This is a genomic window from Iodobacter ciconiae, from assembly GCF_003952345.1.
In the GTDB taxonomy this organism is placed as follows: Bacteria; Pseudomonadota; Gammaproteobacteria; order Burkholderiales; family Chitinibacteraceae; genus Iodobacter; species Iodobacter ciconiae.
Map to the genome: position 1 here is coordinate 518,590 of NZ_CP034433.1, position 15,657 is coordinate 534,246.

The 15,657-nt window shown below is 48.4% G+C and carries 15 protein-coding genes; 7 read left to right on the forward strand and 8 right to left on the reverse strand.

The window, feature by feature from the left end; genetic code table 11:
- Nucleotides 1-110: 110 nt before the first annotated feature.
- From EJO50_RS02220 to EJO50_RS02235, 4 genes are all read right to left on the reverse strand, one after another.
- Nucleotides 111-2,315: a RelA/SpoT family protein gene (locus tag EJO50_RS02220; protein ID WP_125971376.1), complete on the reverse strand. Its 2,205-nt coding sequence runs from the start codon at nucleotides 2,313-2,315 to the stop codon at nucleotides 111-113.
- Between the two features lie 365 nt (nucleotides 2,316-2,680).
- On the reverse strand, nucleotides 2,681-3,559 hold the full coding sequence (gene rsgA, locus EJO50_RS02225) for a ribosome small subunit-dependent GTPase A (RefSeq protein WP_125971377.1): 879 nt from the start codon (nucleotides 3,557-3,559) through the stop codon (nucleotides 2,681-2,683).
- 105 nt (nucleotides 3,560-3,664) lie between these two features.
- On the reverse strand, nucleotides 3,665-3,985 hold the full coding sequence (locus tag EJO50_RS02230; protein ID WP_125971378.1) for a 4a-hydroxytetrahydrobiopterin dehydratase: 321 nt from the start codon (nucleotides 3,983-3,985) through the stop codon (nucleotides 3,665-3,667).
- A 42-nt stretch (nucleotides 3,986-4,027) separates the two neighbouring features.
- Nucleotides 4,028-5,293, reverse strand: a complete 1,266-nt coding sequence (locus tag EJO50_RS02235) for a M48 family metallopeptidase (RefSeq protein WP_233702154.1) — start codon at nucleotides 5,291-5,293, stop codon at nucleotides 4,028-4,030.
- Nucleotides 5,294-5,319: 26 nt separating this feature from the next.
- Between EJO50_RS02235 and orn the strand changes: the two genes are divergently transcribed.
- The 4 genes from orn to hslO all read left to right on the forward strand — a co-directional run bounded on the left by orn (nucleotide 5,320) and on the right by hslO (nucleotide 8,077).
- On the forward strand, nucleotides 5,320-5,886 hold the full coding sequence (gene orn / locus EJO50_RS02240) for an oligoribonuclease (RefSeq protein ID WP_125971379.1): 567 nt from the start codon (nucleotides 5,320-5,322) through the stop codon (nucleotides 5,884-5,886).
- Between the two features lie 162 nt (nucleotides 5,887-6,048).
- Complete coding sequence (locus EJO50_RS02245; protein WP_125971380.1) at nucleotides 6,049-6,528, forward strand: CinA family protein; 480 nt, start codon at nucleotides 6,049-6,051, stop codon at nucleotides 6,526-6,528.
- A gap of 31 nt (nucleotides 6,529-6,559) precedes the next feature.
- Nucleotides 6,560-7,156 carry an MFS transporter gene (locus EJO50_RS02250; protein ID WP_125971381.1) on the forward strand — a complete coding sequence of 199 codons (597 nt, stop codon included), beginning with the start codon at nucleotides 6,560-6,562 and terminating at the stop codon, nucleotides 7,154-7,156.
- A gap of 51 nt (nucleotides 7,157-7,207) precedes the next feature.
- Nucleotides 7,208-8,077, forward strand: coding sequence for an Hsp33 family molecular chaperone HslO (gene hslO / locus EJO50_RS02255; RefSeq protein ID WP_206434434.1), 870 nt, complete (start codon nucleotides 7,208-7,210; stop codon nucleotides 8,075-8,077).
- A 97-nt stretch (nucleotides 8,078-8,174) separates the two neighbouring features.
- On the opposite strand, the gene EJO50_RS02260 is transcribed toward hslO, so the two are convergent.
- Nucleotides 8,175-9,635 (reverse strand): YdgA family protein, encoded by a 1,461-nt coding sequence (locus EJO50_RS02260; RefSeq protein ID WP_125971382.1) that lies wholly within the window; start codon nucleotides 9,633-9,635, stop codon nucleotides 8,175-8,177.
- 82 nt (nucleotides 9,636-9,717) lie between these two features.
- On the reverse strand, nucleotides 9,718-11,088 hold the full coding sequence (gene purB / locus EJO50_RS02265; protein WP_125971383.1) for an adenylosuccinate lyase: 1,371 nt from the start codon (nucleotides 11,086-11,088) through the stop codon (nucleotides 9,718-9,720).
- Between the two features lie 336 nt (nucleotides 11,089-11,424).
- On the opposite strand from purB, the gene EJO50_RS02270 reads away from it, so the two are divergent.
- Entirely contained in the window at nucleotides 11,425-12,273 is an 849-nt protein-coding gene (locus EJO50_RS02270) for a 2OG-Fe(II) oxygenase (protein ID WP_125971384.1), read from the forward strand.
- Between the two features lie 227 nt (nucleotides 12,274-12,500).
- Here the strand turns inward: EJO50_RS02270 and EJO50_RS02275 are convergent, their stop codons facing one another.
- Nucleotides 12,501-13,592: a PLP-dependent cysteine synthase family protein gene (locus tag EJO50_RS02275; RefSeq protein WP_125971385.1), complete on the reverse strand. Its 1,092-nt coding sequence runs from the start codon at nucleotides 13,590-13,592 to the stop codon at nucleotides 12,501-12,503.
- A gap of 181 nt (nucleotides 13,593-13,773) precedes the next feature.
- Nucleotides 13,774-14,154, reverse strand: a complete 381-nt coding sequence (locus EJO50_RS02280) for a ComEA family DNA-binding protein (RefSeq protein ID WP_125971386.1) — start codon at nucleotides 14,152-14,154, stop codon at nucleotides 13,774-13,776.
- Between the two features lie 119 nt (nucleotides 14,155-14,273).
- Here EJO50_RS02280 and hpnC point away from each other — a divergent pair, with 119 nt between their 5' ends.
- Both hpnC and EJO50_RS02290 read left to right on the forward strand, forming a co-directional pair.
- The gene (gene hpnC / locus EJO50_RS02285) at nucleotides 14,274-15,104 is read left to right on the forward strand and encodes a squalene synthase HpnC (protein WP_125971387.1); all 831 of its coding nucleotides are present in this window, start codon (nucleotides 14,274-14,276) and stop codon (nucleotides 15,102-15,104) included.
- 42 nt (nucleotides 15,105-15,146) lie between these two features.
- On the forward strand, nucleotides 15,147-15,647 hold the full coding sequence (locus EJO50_RS02290) for a thermonuclease family protein (RefSeq protein WP_125971388.1): 501 nt from the start codon (nucleotides 15,147-15,149) through the stop codon (nucleotides 15,645-15,647).
- The last annotated feature ends 10 nt before the right edge of the window (nucleotides 15,648-15,657 follow it).

The window sequence follows — 15,657 nt, forward strand, 5'->3', positions numbered from 1 at the left end:
CGGGTATTGGCGAAGCCTCACTGTCGTTAAAATAGCTGCATAAGCAAACCTGGCTCCATGACCACCAGAAAATCTACCACGCGATGCTTGCAACAAAGCCGGTCCGGGTATTATCCGCGTATAACACGAATCACTTCATTCACATCTTGTAATTTAGTTAGGATTCTTTGTAATTGTTCGGCATCCCTGATTTCTAATGTGAATCGCATTAATACACGCTGATCTTTATTTTGTGTGTTAACGGCGGTAACGTTGATCCGTTCACGAGCCATGATATCGCTTAAATCACGCAGCAAAGTTCCACGGTTGTTATGCGCTTCAACCAGTAAATCCGTGGCAAAAACATGGCCGCGCTGAATGCCCCAGTCGGCATTGATCAGGCGCTCCGGTGCCTCGCTGGCTAAGCGTTTGAGCGTACTGCAGTCACTGCGGTGAATGGAAATGCCCCGCCCCCTGGTGACAAAACCCATAACATGGTCGGGAGGAACCGGCTTGCAGCACTTGGCAAGCAGGGTCATTAGTTTATCGACCCCTTCGATCAGAATGCCCTCACCATTGCCATTGGCCTTTGCTGCTTTAATGAAGTCGTTAGGCTGCTCCTGGGCCGGCTCGGCAGGGGCCTGGCTTTCTCTGAATGCGTGGTTTAGCTCGCGCTGGGAGATTTCTCCCTGGCCTAGTGCAGCGTACAGCTCTTCAATATGTTTACAGCCTAATTTAGCGGCAATATTGTCCTGATTAGCGTCTCGGGCGGTGCAGCGGATGGCTTCCTTATCATAAATAGAGCGACCCGCTTCAATGGCAATATCCTGATGCTGCTGACGTATCCAGTGGCGGACTTTACTTGCGGCGCGGTGGCTTTTTACATAACCCTGATGCAGCCAGTCTATGCTGGGGCCGCCTTCTTTGGCAGATAAGATCTCTACTCTCTGACCATTTTCAAGTGCGGTATAGAGCGGCACAATCTGGCCGTTTACTTTGGCACCACGGCAGCGATGGCCAAGATCGGTGTGCACATGGTAGGCAAAATCTACCGGAGTGCTGCCCTTGGGCAAAGTAATGACGCGCCCGGCAGGGGTGAGTATATAAATGGTGTCGTCAAAGAGCTCGGCTTTGAATGTCTCGGCAAATTGGGTTTCGCTGGCCATATCTTCACGCCAGTCCAGGAGCTGGCGCAGCCAGGCAATTTTTTCTTCGTAGCGTGCGTCCCCCTGGCCGCCTTCTTTATAGCGCCAGTGTGCGGCAACACCATATTCGGCGTGCTCGTGCATTTCGGTGGTCCGGATTTGCACTTCAACAGCTTTATCATTTTCACCAATGACTGCCGTGTGCAGGCTGCGGTAGGAGTTACCTTTAGGATGGGCAATATAATCGTCAAATTCGCCTGGAATCGGTTGCCACAGATTGTGAACAATACCAAGCGCGGTATAGCAGTCTTTTAAATCCGGAACCAGAATACGCACGGCACGGATATCGTAAAGCTCAGAGAAATCGAGCTTTTTTTTCTGCATTTTTTTCCAGATGCTGAAAATATGCTTGGGCCGCCCCATTAGGTCGGCTTTAACTCCGGCATTATTGAGCTCAATTCTGAGGGTGCTTAGCACCTCATCAATAAATTTTTCCCGATCGACACGGCGCTCATCCAGTAGCCTGGCAATTTTTTTATAAGTATCCGGGTGAAGGTATCTAAAGCCTAAGTCTTCCAGCTCCCATTTGATTTGCCACACGCCCAAACGATTGGCTAATGGCGCGAATAAATCGAGCGTTTCCTGGGCAATACGGCGGCGTACATCGTCCGGTGCACGGGCCAGCTCATGCATGGTTTGCGTGCGCCAGGCCAGCTTGATCAGTACAGCGCGGATGTCTTCTACCATAGCAATCAGCATTTTGCGCACGGCTTCAATTTGCTGGGCGGCATCTTGTGCCTTGCCACTGGCTGGATGGGCCAGACTGCGTAATTTGCTGACCTTGCTGGCACCATCAAGCAGGCGGGTGACATCGGCACCAAAGTGAGTATTAACCAGCTCCATAGGCTGATTAAGCTGGGTGGGTAGTGCAAACAAAAGAGTGGCAATGACCGAATTGGCATCAAGACGCAAGTCCGCCACGATGGAAGCACTGGCTACGGCGTGCTGGAAAAGCGAGTTGCCGGTATCGATATGAGTGCGCTGGCCGTATTGCTCAAACACCCAGTCGAGCGCCTGACGCAGGCGAATAATATCTGTTGGCGGATAACGCTCTGTTAAAGCGTTAAGCCAGCGGTCGGGATCTGCCGCTTCTGCGATGGATTGGGCAAGTGGGCGGGTAACAGCAACCATATTGAATCACTACAAAAAATTAGACGCTAATTTTGCCTACTTTGCGTGGCGAGTCATAGTGTGAACTGTGTTTATTGTAAATAATTTCTTGTTTTTATCGAGAAATAGGGCTGTTTTTTGCATATAACAAACAGATCATAAACTAAATCAATCATATTACTTATATGAGGTGAGTTTGATTGGTTTTTTTACAGGGTGGATATCAGGTCTTCATGCTCATTGTTTTATGTATTTTCCCGGCTTGTTCGATGAAGCCAGGCTTTTTGCAAAGTAAAATAGGGGCTGATACAGCGCTATTTTAATCGCTTAATTGTTATGCCTGGCCGGGTGGTGCATTTTTTAAATATGCATGGAAGATGGGTTTATTAGTAGCGGCTGCCGGAGCTTAATTCATCTTGTAAGCGATGCAGCAGGGCAAGCCTTTGCGGGCTGATTGTGCCTTCTTCAACTCCCGCCCGCATGCCGCAAGCCGGCTCCTGGCGGTGGCGGCAATTATGAAAGCGGCAGGTGCCAATACGCTCTTTTAACTCCGGGAAATAAGCGGGTAAATCTTGTGCGGTAATATGTGCCAGGCCAAAAGATTGAAGGCCCGGTGAATCAATTAGCGCTGACTCGGTGTCCAGATGATAAAAGGTGGCGTTGGTGGTGGTGTGTTTACCTGAATCAAGCGCTACCGAGATTTCATTCACGCGTGCATTGGCATCGGGCAAGAGGGCATTGGTAATGGTGGATTTACCCATCCCTGATTGCCCAACCAGTACAGAAATATGCCCGGCTAATGAATCACGCAATGGCGCGATATTCTCTAAAGCTGAAATCTCAATTAGCTTGTAGCCCAGATTTACAAAGTATTGCAGCCGTTCTTTTGCGGCAGTAGCCGACGGTAAATCGCATTTATTTAAACAAATTAGTGTTTGAATTCCACCGGCTTCGGCAGCAATGGCACAGCGGCTGATCAGTTCGGTTGAAAAGCTGGGTTCTGAAGCCACCACAATAATGAGTTGCGTTACATTGGCGGCAATCAGTTTGCTTTTCCAGGCGTCCGAGCGATACAGCAGTGTTTTGCGTTCCAGTACCCGCTCAATGACGGCTTGTTCATCGTTTAAAATTTGGATATCGACTAAGTCGCCGCAGGAGTAATCCGTTTTTTTACCACGGGTACTGGCCCGAAGGCGCTTGCCACCTGCGCATTCAATAATATAGGACTTACCGTGGCTAGCGACGATACGGGCGGTTTCAGTCATGAAGTTGCTTTTTAAAGTGAGGGCGTTTCAAGGGGGGCACGCAGATAAATCATAAATACAGACAGGAGCCGGGGCGGGCGCTATGGCTTGCGCCCCGGAAGATGGCTAGCTTTTCTTATGAAGTGTATCCGAGCGGGCAGCACAGATAAAATCATTGCGGCTGATTCCGTTTGCACTATGTGTGCTCCAGCGCACACGGCAACGGCTATAGCTTACATCTAAATCTGGATGATGATCCTGTTGATTGGACATCCAGGCCACTGCATTGACAAAACCCATCGTTTCGTAAAAATTTTTAAAGCGAAATGTTTTTTCCAGGTAGGCTTCGCTCACGATCCAGTCTTGCAGATCGGTAGAGAGCATTTCTGCTTCTACTTCACTGAGTTTTGTTGCACCATCCTGGCAGTTTTCAGTGCTGAGTGACATATTCCATTCTCTCTTTGAAATGATCAAATAATTAGAATTAGTCTAATTCAGTTTTTTCAATGCCGCGATCCGTAATGCTGCTGGCGGGTGACTATCGTAAAACATACTGTGTAATGGGTCTGGAGTCAGCGTGGCAGCATTATCGCGATAAAGCTTGACCAGTGCATTAATTAAATCAACGGATGATTCCTGCGCTGCAGCGTAGGCATCGGCTTCATATTCATGTTTACGCGATGACATTGAGCTGATCGGGGCAAAAATAAAGGTGAATACAGGCATTACCAAAAAGAATAATAAAAGTGCTGTGGCGGTGGAATGATTGCTCACGCCAAGGCCCTGATAAAACCATAACTCTTGTTTTAATTGCCCTAAGACCCACAGCATGCCCAGCATTAATCCAAAGGTCCAAAGCATGCGTTTGGCAATATGGCGATGCTTGAAGTGGCCTAATTCATGGGCTAATACCGCAGCAACTTCTGTGCTGTTCAGGTGTTTGAGTAAGGTATCAAAAAATACAATTCGTTTGGCTTTACCCAGCCCCGTGAAATAGGCATTGCCATGGCTGGAGCGCCTGGAGCCATCCATTACAAAAATGCCATTGGTTTTAAAACCACAGCGGCTTAATAGCGATTCGATACGATCTTTTAAATCCGGATCGGATAAGGGTTCAAATTTATTAAAAATAGGTGCAATAAAAGTTGGAAATGCCCACATTAATAAGAGTGAAAATCCCACCCAAACGGCCCAGACCCATAGCCACCAATATGTGCCCATCTGTTCCATGAGCCACAATACGCCCGCCAAAAGTGGCAAGCCAATCACGGCCGCTACGGCTGTGGTTTTAAGCGTATCGGCAATAAATAATGTGGCACTCATATTATTAAAGCCAAAACCAGCTTCAATTTTAAAAGTGGAAATTAAAGTAAATGGTAGGGTAATGAAACTATGCAGCAGGGTGATCCCTGCAATTAAAGCGACTCCGGCCCAGTGTGATGAGCTAAACCAGCCTGATATCAGATGATTCAGCCACTCAATTCCGCCACCTAAAGTAAACGCGCCTAAAAGCATGGCTTCAAACAGGGTAACGATCATACCAAAACGTGTTTTTGCTACAGTGTAATCGGCGGCGCGCTGGTGCGAGGCCAGGGTGATTTCAGTTACAAACTCGGCGGGCACACTGCTCCGGTGGCGTTTTACATGGTTGATATGGCGCATCGCCAGCCAGAGTTGCAATATTACACTGGCCGTTAAAGCAAACAGAAAGAGGAGGGAGAACTGATTAGCGTTCATTTGCGGGTAAAATAGCATTTTTGTGTGATTGAATAGGGCCAAGTATGCCACAAGACAAGAACCACCTCATCTGGGTTGATATGGAGATGACTGGGCTTGATCCCGAGAAAGAGCGCGTGATCGAAATTGCCGTCATTATCACCGATAGTAATCTAAATATGATTGCCGAAGGCCCCGTATTTGTGGTGCATCAGGATGACAGCGTTTTAAATGCCATGGATGACTGGAATAAAAATACCCATGGTAAGTCAGGCTTAATTGCTAAAGTGAAAGCCTCGACCCTTACAGAGGCCGAAGTAGAAACGCAATTGATTGCCTTTTTACAAGAATATGTGCCTCAGGGCGCATCGCCTCTATGCGGCAATTCGGTGCATCAGGATCGCCGTTTCCTGGTGAAATATCTGCCTAAGCTGGAAGAATTCTTCCATTATCGCAATCTGGATGTATCCACGTTAAAAGAGCTGTGCAAACGCTGGCAGCCAGAGGTTGCCAAGCAATTTAAAAAGCGCGGCGCACATACTGCTTTGGCAGATATTCAGGAATCGATCGATGAGCTGAAGTTTTACCGCGAAAATTTTATTCGCCAGCCAGCGGGCCCGGTTGCGGCTTAGGAAATGTAAGGCAGGCATGATATTGCGCCGATAGGCATTGCTAAAGTCCATGCCATGTTGCGCATGCTGCAGGGCAGGTGAAACTTGCGAGCAATATCGAATCAATACGCAGGTTTTGTTCTGCCCATTTGTTTATATTTGAAATATAAAGGTGTCACCCTCATGTTGGTATTGGCAACTCAGCTTGGCCGTTTGCTGCTGGCTCGCGGCCAGAGCGTAACAACCGCAGAATCTTGCACCGGTGGCCTGATTGCCGGTGCGGTTACTGATGTAGCAGGCAGCTCGGCATGGTTTGAGCGTGGGTATATTACTTATTCCAACAAAGCCAAAATGGATATGCTGGCCGTTCCACCGGATTTTATCGCCAGGCTGGGCGCGGTGAGCGAGCCTGTTGTTGCTGCGATGGTGCAAGGTGCGTGCAGTTTTGCGAATGCTGAATGGGGGGTTGCCGTGAGCGGCGTGGCCGGGCCTTCCGGTGGCAGTGCGGAAAAGCCGGTTGGTACGGTTTGCTTTGCTTTTGCGGGGCCGGCGGGGATTATTACCGAGCAGGAATTATTTGATGGTGATCGGGCTGATGTGCGCAGGCAAACAGTGCGCCATGCCTTGATTCGCTTGATTGAGCTGATTGAAGAGCAAGAGTGATACAACTCTAAAAAATAATAAAGGAAAATCAATGACCACGGTAGTTGTCGTTAAAAAAGGCGATCAGATCGCTATTGCGGCGGATAGCCAGTCCACTTTTGGCGATACCCGGCTGGGTGCGGGTGATGATGCATGCTGGAATAAAATTTTTGCAGCGCAGGGTGGCTTTTTTTCGATTGCAGGCAGCGCTGCACACGATCTGGTTTTGCAAGCGGCGCTTAAAAAAGTAAAAAATCTGGGTTTCAGTGATAGAGCTGCCATTTTTGATAGCTTTAGAAAGCTTCACCCCAAGCTTAAAGATGACTTTTTTCTTAAAGTAGATGAAGAAGAAGACGATCCGTACGAATCCAGCCAGATGACTGTTCTTTTGGCCAATCCCCACGGTATTTTTGCTGTTTATAGTCTGCGTGAAGTCTATGAGTACCAGCGTTTTTGGGGCATAGGTAGTGGCCGTGATTATGCAATTGGTGCGATGAATGCTGTTTATGACAATCCGGATTTAAGCGCCGCTGATATTGCGCGTATTGGTGTTGAAGCCGGTTGTGCTTTTGATGTCAGCTCGTCCATGCCGATGACCAGCTATACCCTTGAATGCGTGCAGGCACGCACGTCGAAATCTGGAAAATAATACTTGTGGCTTAAGTTTCGCTTGCTACAGCTTTTTAAGTTGAGAATAAAAATGAAAGATTCACTCGAGCGTTTTTTGTTTGATGGCCTGCCGGTGCGCGGCGAAATTGTTCAGCTTGATGGTACTTATAAAGAAGTGCTTACCCGCCACCCCTATCCGCCTGTATTGCAAAAGCGGATTGGCGAGCTGCTTGCAGCTGCTGCCTTACTGACTGCAACGATTAAACTTGATGGTACTTTAGTCATGCAATTGCGCGGTAATGGGCCGCTGAAAATGCTGGTGGTGGAATGCACCAGTGAAATGACTATGCGGGCTACTGCGCGCTGGGAAGGTTTGATTTCCAGTGATGCAACTCTTGCCGAGCTAATTGGCCAGGGGCAGTTTTCTATTATGATTGACCCGCAAGATGGTGAAACCTGGCAGGGGGTTGTGGGTTTCGAAAAAGGTCAGAGCGTAGCTGAAATCATCGAAAATTATATGCAGCGCTCAGAGCAGCTGGACACCAGTATCTGGCTTGCTGCTGACGGTGAAATGGCTGGTGGTCTTCTGATTCAGAAGTTACCAGAAGGTCAGGGTGATGCGGATGGCTGGGATCGTGTTAGCGCTTTATCACAAACAATTCAAAACGAAGAGCTGCTGACTTTGCCGCTGCGCGAGACACTTTATCGCCTATATAACGAAGAAAAAGTTCGCATTTTTGATCCTGTATTTCCAAGCTTCGCCTGTACCTGCTCACGTGAGCGCGTAGGTGGCATGCTGAAAATGTTGGGTAAAGCCGAAATTGAAGGCCTGCTTGCCGAGCATGGCCATGTGGATGTGGGCTGTGAATTTTGTAATGAGAAATACCAGTTTGACCAGGTGGACGTGACCCAGCTCTTTATCGGGCACGGGATAACCGAGGTCAATCCGCAGCTGCACTGATTGCCCTGCTTAACCTGCCTGATGAGGCATCTTCAGAACCGGGTGATGTTGAGCATAAAAAAACCGCCAATGATGGCGGTTTTTTTATGGGTGAAGTTTATTGTGTTGCCACAGGTTCTTGCCAGGGGAGTGGCACATTAATGTCATTAAGTAAGAATATGCCTTTTTCTAGCGAAGCTTTGGCCGAGAGCAGGCCGTTTTCGCTGCGGATCAGGTTTTGGTCAGTTAGCTTATTGATCTGGCCTTCTACAAATTGCCCTGCCAGATAGTCAAGATCATCTGCAGCGACGCCACTATCCGGGCCGCCGAACATATTGCGGGCTTGCCACATCACCATGGTTTCGATGACTTTGCGCGGGACAGAGAAATCGGCTTTGGCATGGAGCTTGTTTACAAATTCGACTGGTTTATCAAGATCGCTGGGCAGGAAGCCTTTGAGGCCGACTTCGGTGGTGAAGCGAATCGAGCCATCTGGCAGCTTGATATCAAACTTTTTAATCGCCAGCAGCGGGTCGTGCGTGAGCAGGGGCATGCCGTGGGTTTTAACCAGTTTAACAAGCTCTGCCGAAAACTCATCACGCTTTAGCTGCTTTTTTTGTAATGCAGTGAATTCATCGGCCAGCTTGGCTAGCGTCGGGCCGTGTAAGTGGCTTGCGCTTGCTTGTAGCTCAGCCGGGCCGTAAGGCTGGTTGTCGAGTATTAATTTAGCTAGATTAATATTTGCATTACCATTAATAAACTCGCCTTTTTCGGCAATATCACCTGCGTATTTCAGGTTTTCCAATTTGAGCTGAATTGGTGTGCCTTCTGATAGCTGCATATTAAAACTAGCCAGGCTGGCATTGGTTGTGCCCAGCATGATGCCTGTTTTGCCACGCACATGGTCAAAACCAAATGTAAAATCGTTGAATGCAAAAGCGAGTTTGTCCTTGGCTTCGCCAGATAAACCTGGTGCATTGGCGATAAGTTTGATGCTGTTAAAATCTCCGCCGTAATTCAGGGTGGCATCAAAGCCTTTCCATTTGGCTTTTACACCTGAAATGGCTTCTTCATAATTAAAACCCGGTACTTTTATTAAAATAACGCCATCGTCATTGAAGCCGATGCGGTTTTCAATATGGATTGGTTTTTGTGTGCCGAAAAATTGGCCTAGAAATTTTTGTGTTTCTGCAGAAAACACAAATTCGGATTCAACTACCGCTTTATAGGGACGCAAATTGAAACGACTAAGCAGCGGGAGCGGCCCATGCTGAATACGCTGGGTGTAGGTCACTTCAAATTTAGGTAATTCAGTGTCTGCACGCTCAATAAAAAATCGATAAAGTTCGGGGTTGAGGAGCAGGGTGGTTTTTTCGCTGGAGCTGAACCAGCCTGGCTGATATTCACGATTTTTTACAATAAAGTAGGGCAGGCTGCTTAGCCACTCGTGCTGCTTTTGCAGTGTTTTTTCAGCCGCTTTTCCAGATACATAGGCACCGCCAATATAGGCTGTGGACAGGATGATGGCTGTGATTGCACTACCCAATAATACTTTACGTTTCACCATTGTCTCCGACATTCAATATCGTGCTTTGTGCATCAAAGTCTGATGCGGGCTTGGCAGAAAAACGGGCGCTTGAGGCGCCCGTTCAGATTGGATTTTAGATCCGTTGTGCGAGCTCTATTGCTTTACCGATATAGCTGCTTGGCGTCAGCTCTTTCAGGCGGGTTTTTTCTGGTTCGGGAATTTCTAAACCATCAATAAATACCGCCAGTGCTTCGCGCGTCATACCGCTCTTGCCACGGGTGAGCTCTTTTAACTGCTCATAGGCATTGGGCACGGCATAACGGCGCATCACGGTCTGGATTGGCTCGGCCAGTACTTCCCAGTTGGAATTCAGATCATCAAGCATGGCCTGACGATTGACTTCCAGTTTATTCAGGCCTTTTAGGCAAGCTACATAAGCAAGCAGACTGTAGCCTAAACCAACGCCCATATTACGCAATACGGTAGAATCGGTAAGGTCTCTTTGCCAGCGGCTGACAGGCAGCTTTTGTGATAGATGAGTTAGCATCGCATTGGCCATGCCCAGATTGCCTTCGGAGTTCTCAAAGTCAATCGGATTTACCTTATGTGGCATGGTGGAAGAGCCAATTTCGTTCTTATTGACACGTTGTTTAAAAAATCCCAGCGAGATATAACCCCAGATATCCCGGTTCATATCAATCAGAATCGTATTGGTGCGGGTAAATGTGTCGTATAGCTCGCTCATATAATCGTGTGATTCAATTTGCGTGCTGTAGGCATTAAAGCTGATACCCAGACTTTCTACAAAGCGGCGGCAGAAGCTTTCCCAGTCAAAATCCGGGTAGGCGGAGATGTGCGCATTGTAGTTGCCTACTGCGCCATTAATTTTGCCCAGTAGCTCGGTTTTTTCAATGCGAACCAGCTGACGCTCAAGGCGATAAGCCACATTGGCCATTTCTTTGCCCATGGTGGTCGGCGTTGCCGGCTGACCATGGGTGCGGCTCATCATGGGCGCATCGGCTAAGTCGTGAGCCAGCTCTTTGAGTTTAGCGATCATTTCTTTGAGCTTGGGCAGCATAACTGTGTCACGCGCGCCTTTTAGCATCAGGGCGTGGCTCAGATTATTGATGTCTTCCGAAGTGCAGGCGAAATGGATGAACTCGCTGGCTGCACTGACTTCGGCGTTGCCGGACAAACGTTCTTTCATCCAGTATTCCACGGCTTTTACATCGTGGTTGGTGGTGCGCTCAATCGTTTTTACTTCCAGCGCATGCTCTGGTGAAAACTGGGCGACAACTGCATCAAGTTCGGCAATGGTGGCGGCAGAGAAAGGCTTAATTTCTTCAATGGCAGCTTCTGCTGCGAGGGCTTTTAGCCAGGCAATTTCAACGGCAACGCGGTTTTTAACCAGTGCGTATTCGCTAAAATGTGGACGTAAATCGGCGAGCTGTTTTTCATAACGACCGTCGAGCGGGGATAGGGCGGTAAGGGCTGAAAGTTCCATTCTAAGCCAAGTCTCACGTCTACAAAAATCAAGGTGCCAATTTTAACACAGCCCACGCCCGGCGCTCTTGGCAAACTGCGCTGACTGAATAAATGAAGGTGCAAAAAAACGCCACGGCTCTTCTTTTGCGGGCAGGGGATGGGCATTATGTTTAATACCCTGCCTGGGAAATTATCCCTGCCCTACTTTAATATTAAGTATTTGATCAGCTTAGTAAAATATTGCCCGAGTGTTCATCTTCTCCTGTTTACAACGGCTGCACAAATAAGGATGACAGTAAGGGTTTTGTCTTGTAAGAGTATCATTACAAAATAAATTTAAAATGAGGGTGGAGCAATGAAGACAGAGATTACAGCAGACTGGCAGAATTGGATTATCGATAATCTGGCAAGGGGCTGTGCGCCGCAATCGCTGGTCGAGGTGATGGCGGGAAAAGGCTTTGACCCTATTTTTGCCAATGCAATTGTTTTTCATTTTTCAAATGGATCAACTCAGGCGGTGGCCCGGGTCCCCGCCGCAGCCTACATGGCCGAGCGACCCCGGTTCCCGATGGAAGGTGGGGTGATTCAAACGCATGATCGTGCAGTTCGGGTAAGCGCCAGAGTGAATAAGCCGGTTGTGGCCATTTTAGATGATGTTTTATCGATTGAAGAATGCGATGAGCTAGTGCATCTGTCTAAAAATAAATTAAAGCGCTCAACGATTGTTGATCCACAAACTGGTACTGAAGAAGTTATTGATGATCGCAGTAGTTATGGCACGTTTTTTACGGTGAATGAAAATGAATTTATTGCCAGGCTGGATCGCCGGATTGCCGAAGTGATGCATTGGCCGATTGAAAACGGCGAAGGCATGCAGATTTTAAATTATAAAATTGGCGGGGAATATAAACCGCACTTTGATTATTTTCCTGTTGCCGATCAGGGAAGTCAGGTTCATTTAAAAAATGGCGGGCAGCGGGTGTCCACTCTTGTGATGTACTTAAATGATGTGGATGAAGGCGGTGAAACAATTTTCCCTGAACTGGGACTTACCATTGCACCCAAAAAAGGCTCAGCAGTTTATTTTGAATACTGTAATAGCCAGAGCCAGACTGACCCTTTAACCCTGCACGGTGGCAACCCTGTGCTTAAAGGCGAGAAGTGGATTGCAACTAAATGGATGCGCCAAGGGCGATTTGGTTGATGGGAGTTAGGGCGGATAAATAACCGCGAAAATGCTATCCAAAACCCAAGTATTGAAACACAGAGGGCACAGAGAACACGGAGTTTCACGGAGAAAACTTTGCTTTCCCGTATGTTTTTCTCCGTGGCCCTCCGTGCTCTCCCTTTTCTCCGTGGTTTAAGATTTGGGTTTTATGCTGGGTGGCGTTTTCACTGCTATGTATTAGCTGCTGAAACTACTTCCCCTCCTTAGCCCTGATCTGCCCGCCGTAAACTCAGTTTTTCACCTCGTTCGGTAATGCCTTTGAGCTGCTCCAGCCAGGGGGCAATATCAATGCCTCGTTCTGCCAGCCATGCGTCGTTGTAGCAAGAATGCGCATAACGCTCGCCGCTATCGCACAGCAGGGTTACGATGCTGCCCTTTTGCCCTGCGGCTTTCATTTCCAGTGCTAATGCTAGTACGCCTGCCAGATTACAGCCTGTTGATCCGCCTACCCTGCGGCCTAATTTTTCAGCCAGCCAGCGTGTCGCCGCAATTGAGAGTGCGTCAGGCACCTGGAACATGCTGTCGATGACCGAGGAAATAAAAGATGCTTCAACTTTAGGGCGGCCAATGCCTTCGATGAGTGAGCCGCAATGCAGGCTTAAGCTGCGATCTTTACTACAAAATGCATCAAAAAATACTGAGTTATCCGGGTCAACACAGGCAATTTTTGTGCTGTGTCGACGGTAACGTACATAGCGTCCAAGAGTGGCAGACGTGCCGCCTGTGCCGCAGCTTGCCACTATCCATTGAGGAATTGGGTGAGGTTCCAGTGCCATCTGGGCAAAAATAGATTCGGCAATATTATTATTGGCCCGCCAGTCGGTGGCGCGCTCGGCGTAGGTGAATTGATCCATAAAGTGGCCGCCGGTTTCTGCGGCAAGCCTGAGCGATTCGCTATGTAGCGTGGTTGGATCATCTACCAAATGGCAGCGCCCGCCGTAAAAAGTAATCGCTGCAATTTTTTCTGGGCTGGTGCACGCAGGCATCACTGCAATAAAGGGCAGGCCCAGTAGCCGTGCAAAATAAGCCTCGGAAATCGCGGTGGAGCCGCTGGATGCTTCGATCACCGTGCTTGTGGCATTAATCCAGCCATTGGCCAGAGAATACAAAAAAAGTGAGCGGGCCAGGCGATGCTTCAAGCTACCCGTTGGATGGCTGGACTCATCTTTTAAGTAGAAATCGATATCGGGAAACCCCGGTAGATCCAGCGGGATTAAGTGGGTGTCCGCAGAGCGGTTGAAATCAGCTTCAATAGTGCGAATCGCACGGGCAACCCAAGTGCGGCTATCAGTCATGATGAGTGATCATTTAAGTGCAAAAGATTACACAGCATTCCACGAGAGCGGGTCTGGTTCAAGTTAAAAATGGTTTCGGGTGATTTGGGCTGAGTGTGACAAATATTGAGGATTTGGCGTACATAAATAGAAGCAGGTATAAAAAAAGGCACCTAAGGTGCCTTTTCTAAGGTTTTAGTGCTTATTTCTTAGCAGGCATGCTGGCTTTTACTGCTTTGTCCATTTTTTCCATTTTGCTTGCTGCCTGGCTAGCTTTCATTGGTTTTTCCATTTTTTCTGCTTTGGCTGCTGCTGCAGGCGCTGCCATTTTGCCGCCTACCGATACTTCAGCTTTTACTTTGTTAAAAACACCATCTTTGATACCGGGGACTTTTTTCAGATCTTCTGCACTTTTAAACGGGCCATTTTTACTGCGATATTCGATAATCGCTTTGGCTTTTGCTGGCCCAAGCCCGTTAACCGCTTCCAGTTGTTCCTGGCTGGCGGTGTTAATATCTACAGCTGCAAGAGTCATACCGCTAAGAGCAAAGGCACTTAGTAAGGCAATAAGCCATTTTTTCATGAGATTCCCTTTAATTATAAAAGATAAGAACACGGGCTCAATGCCCCAACTGAGGCAATGCTACTCGAGTATAGCATGCCTTGTTATTGTGTGCTTTTCGTGTCAGATTAGGTTCAGCTATGGTTGCAATTACTCCCGAACAAGTCGTTGGGCACTACGAGAATTTTCCCGTAGCCTCTTTACTTTTGCCTCGAAAATATCGTAAGGCGGTGGCAGCGGTTTATCACTTTGCCCGTCATGCCGATGATTTGGCAGATGAAGGTGATGCCTCGCCGAAAGAGCGCCTGGCCGCTCTGGCCGCATGCCGGGCAGAGTTAGATTTAATTGCTGCAAAGCAAACGCCGCTTACCGCACGTTATCAGGCCCTTGCCGTGGCGACCCACCAATATCAGATTCCCATTGAGCTTTATCACGATCTGCTTGATGCGTTTACGCAGGATGTGACGAAGCATCGTTTTGCCGATTTTGGCGAGCTGATGTATTACTGCCGACGTTCTGCTAACCCTATTGGGCGTATTTTGCTCTATATTTTTGGCCTGGCTACGCCGCGTAATCTGGCCTTATCAGATGGTATTTGCAGTGCTTTGCAGCTGATTAATTTCTGGCAGGATGTAGAAAAAGACTGGGCTAATGGCCGTGTTTATTTACCGCAAGCGGATTTAGAGCGCTTTGGGGTAAGCGAAGTGCAGATCGCAGCAGGAGACGTGAATGCAAACTGGCGGCGCTTAATGGCGTTCCAGGTGCGGCGCAGCCAAAAAATGCTGCACGCAGGCGCGCCACTGGGCAAAATTTTACCGGGCCGGATCGGCTTAGAAATCCGCCTTACCATCCTGGGGGGCGATGCGATTTTAGAAAAGCTGAAGCTACAGCCTGATGTGTTCCGCCATCGGCCTGTCTTAATTTGGCAGGACTGGCCACGCTTGTTGTGGCGAGCGATAAGGGCGAAGTAAAGTGCAGCTGCTATACAGAATTTTGCAAGCAGAGGGCGGGCGATGTTCAGATTGTGCTTGTTGTTTTTCTTACTCACCGCTTGTAGAGCTGATGAGCCCAGTCAGCCCTTCATCAATGGCGTTGTGATTAAGGTAAAGGACGGGGATTCTCTGGTGATTCGTGACGATCAAAACCAAGAGCGGCAGCTGCGCCTGGCTTTTATCGATGCACCGGAATACAGCCAGCCTTTTGGCAGCGAGGCAAGGCGCAATCTGGATCGCTGGGTGTCTCAGAAGCATGTTCAGGCGCAGGTGGTGGATACTGATCGCTATCAGCGCCGCGTGGTGGTGTTGCAGCTGGGAAATACAGATATTAATGGCGAGCAAATCAAGGCGGGCTTTGCCTGGCACTATCAGCACTTTGCCAAGGGCAAGCAAAGCAGCGCTGATTTTGAGCGCTACCAAAGTCTAGAGCAGCAAGCCAGGCAGGGCAGATTGGGACTTTGGCAAGAGGCCCGGCCTGTGCCACCCTGGGATTATCGCAGAGCAAACAGAGGAAATTAAGCCTGCTGTT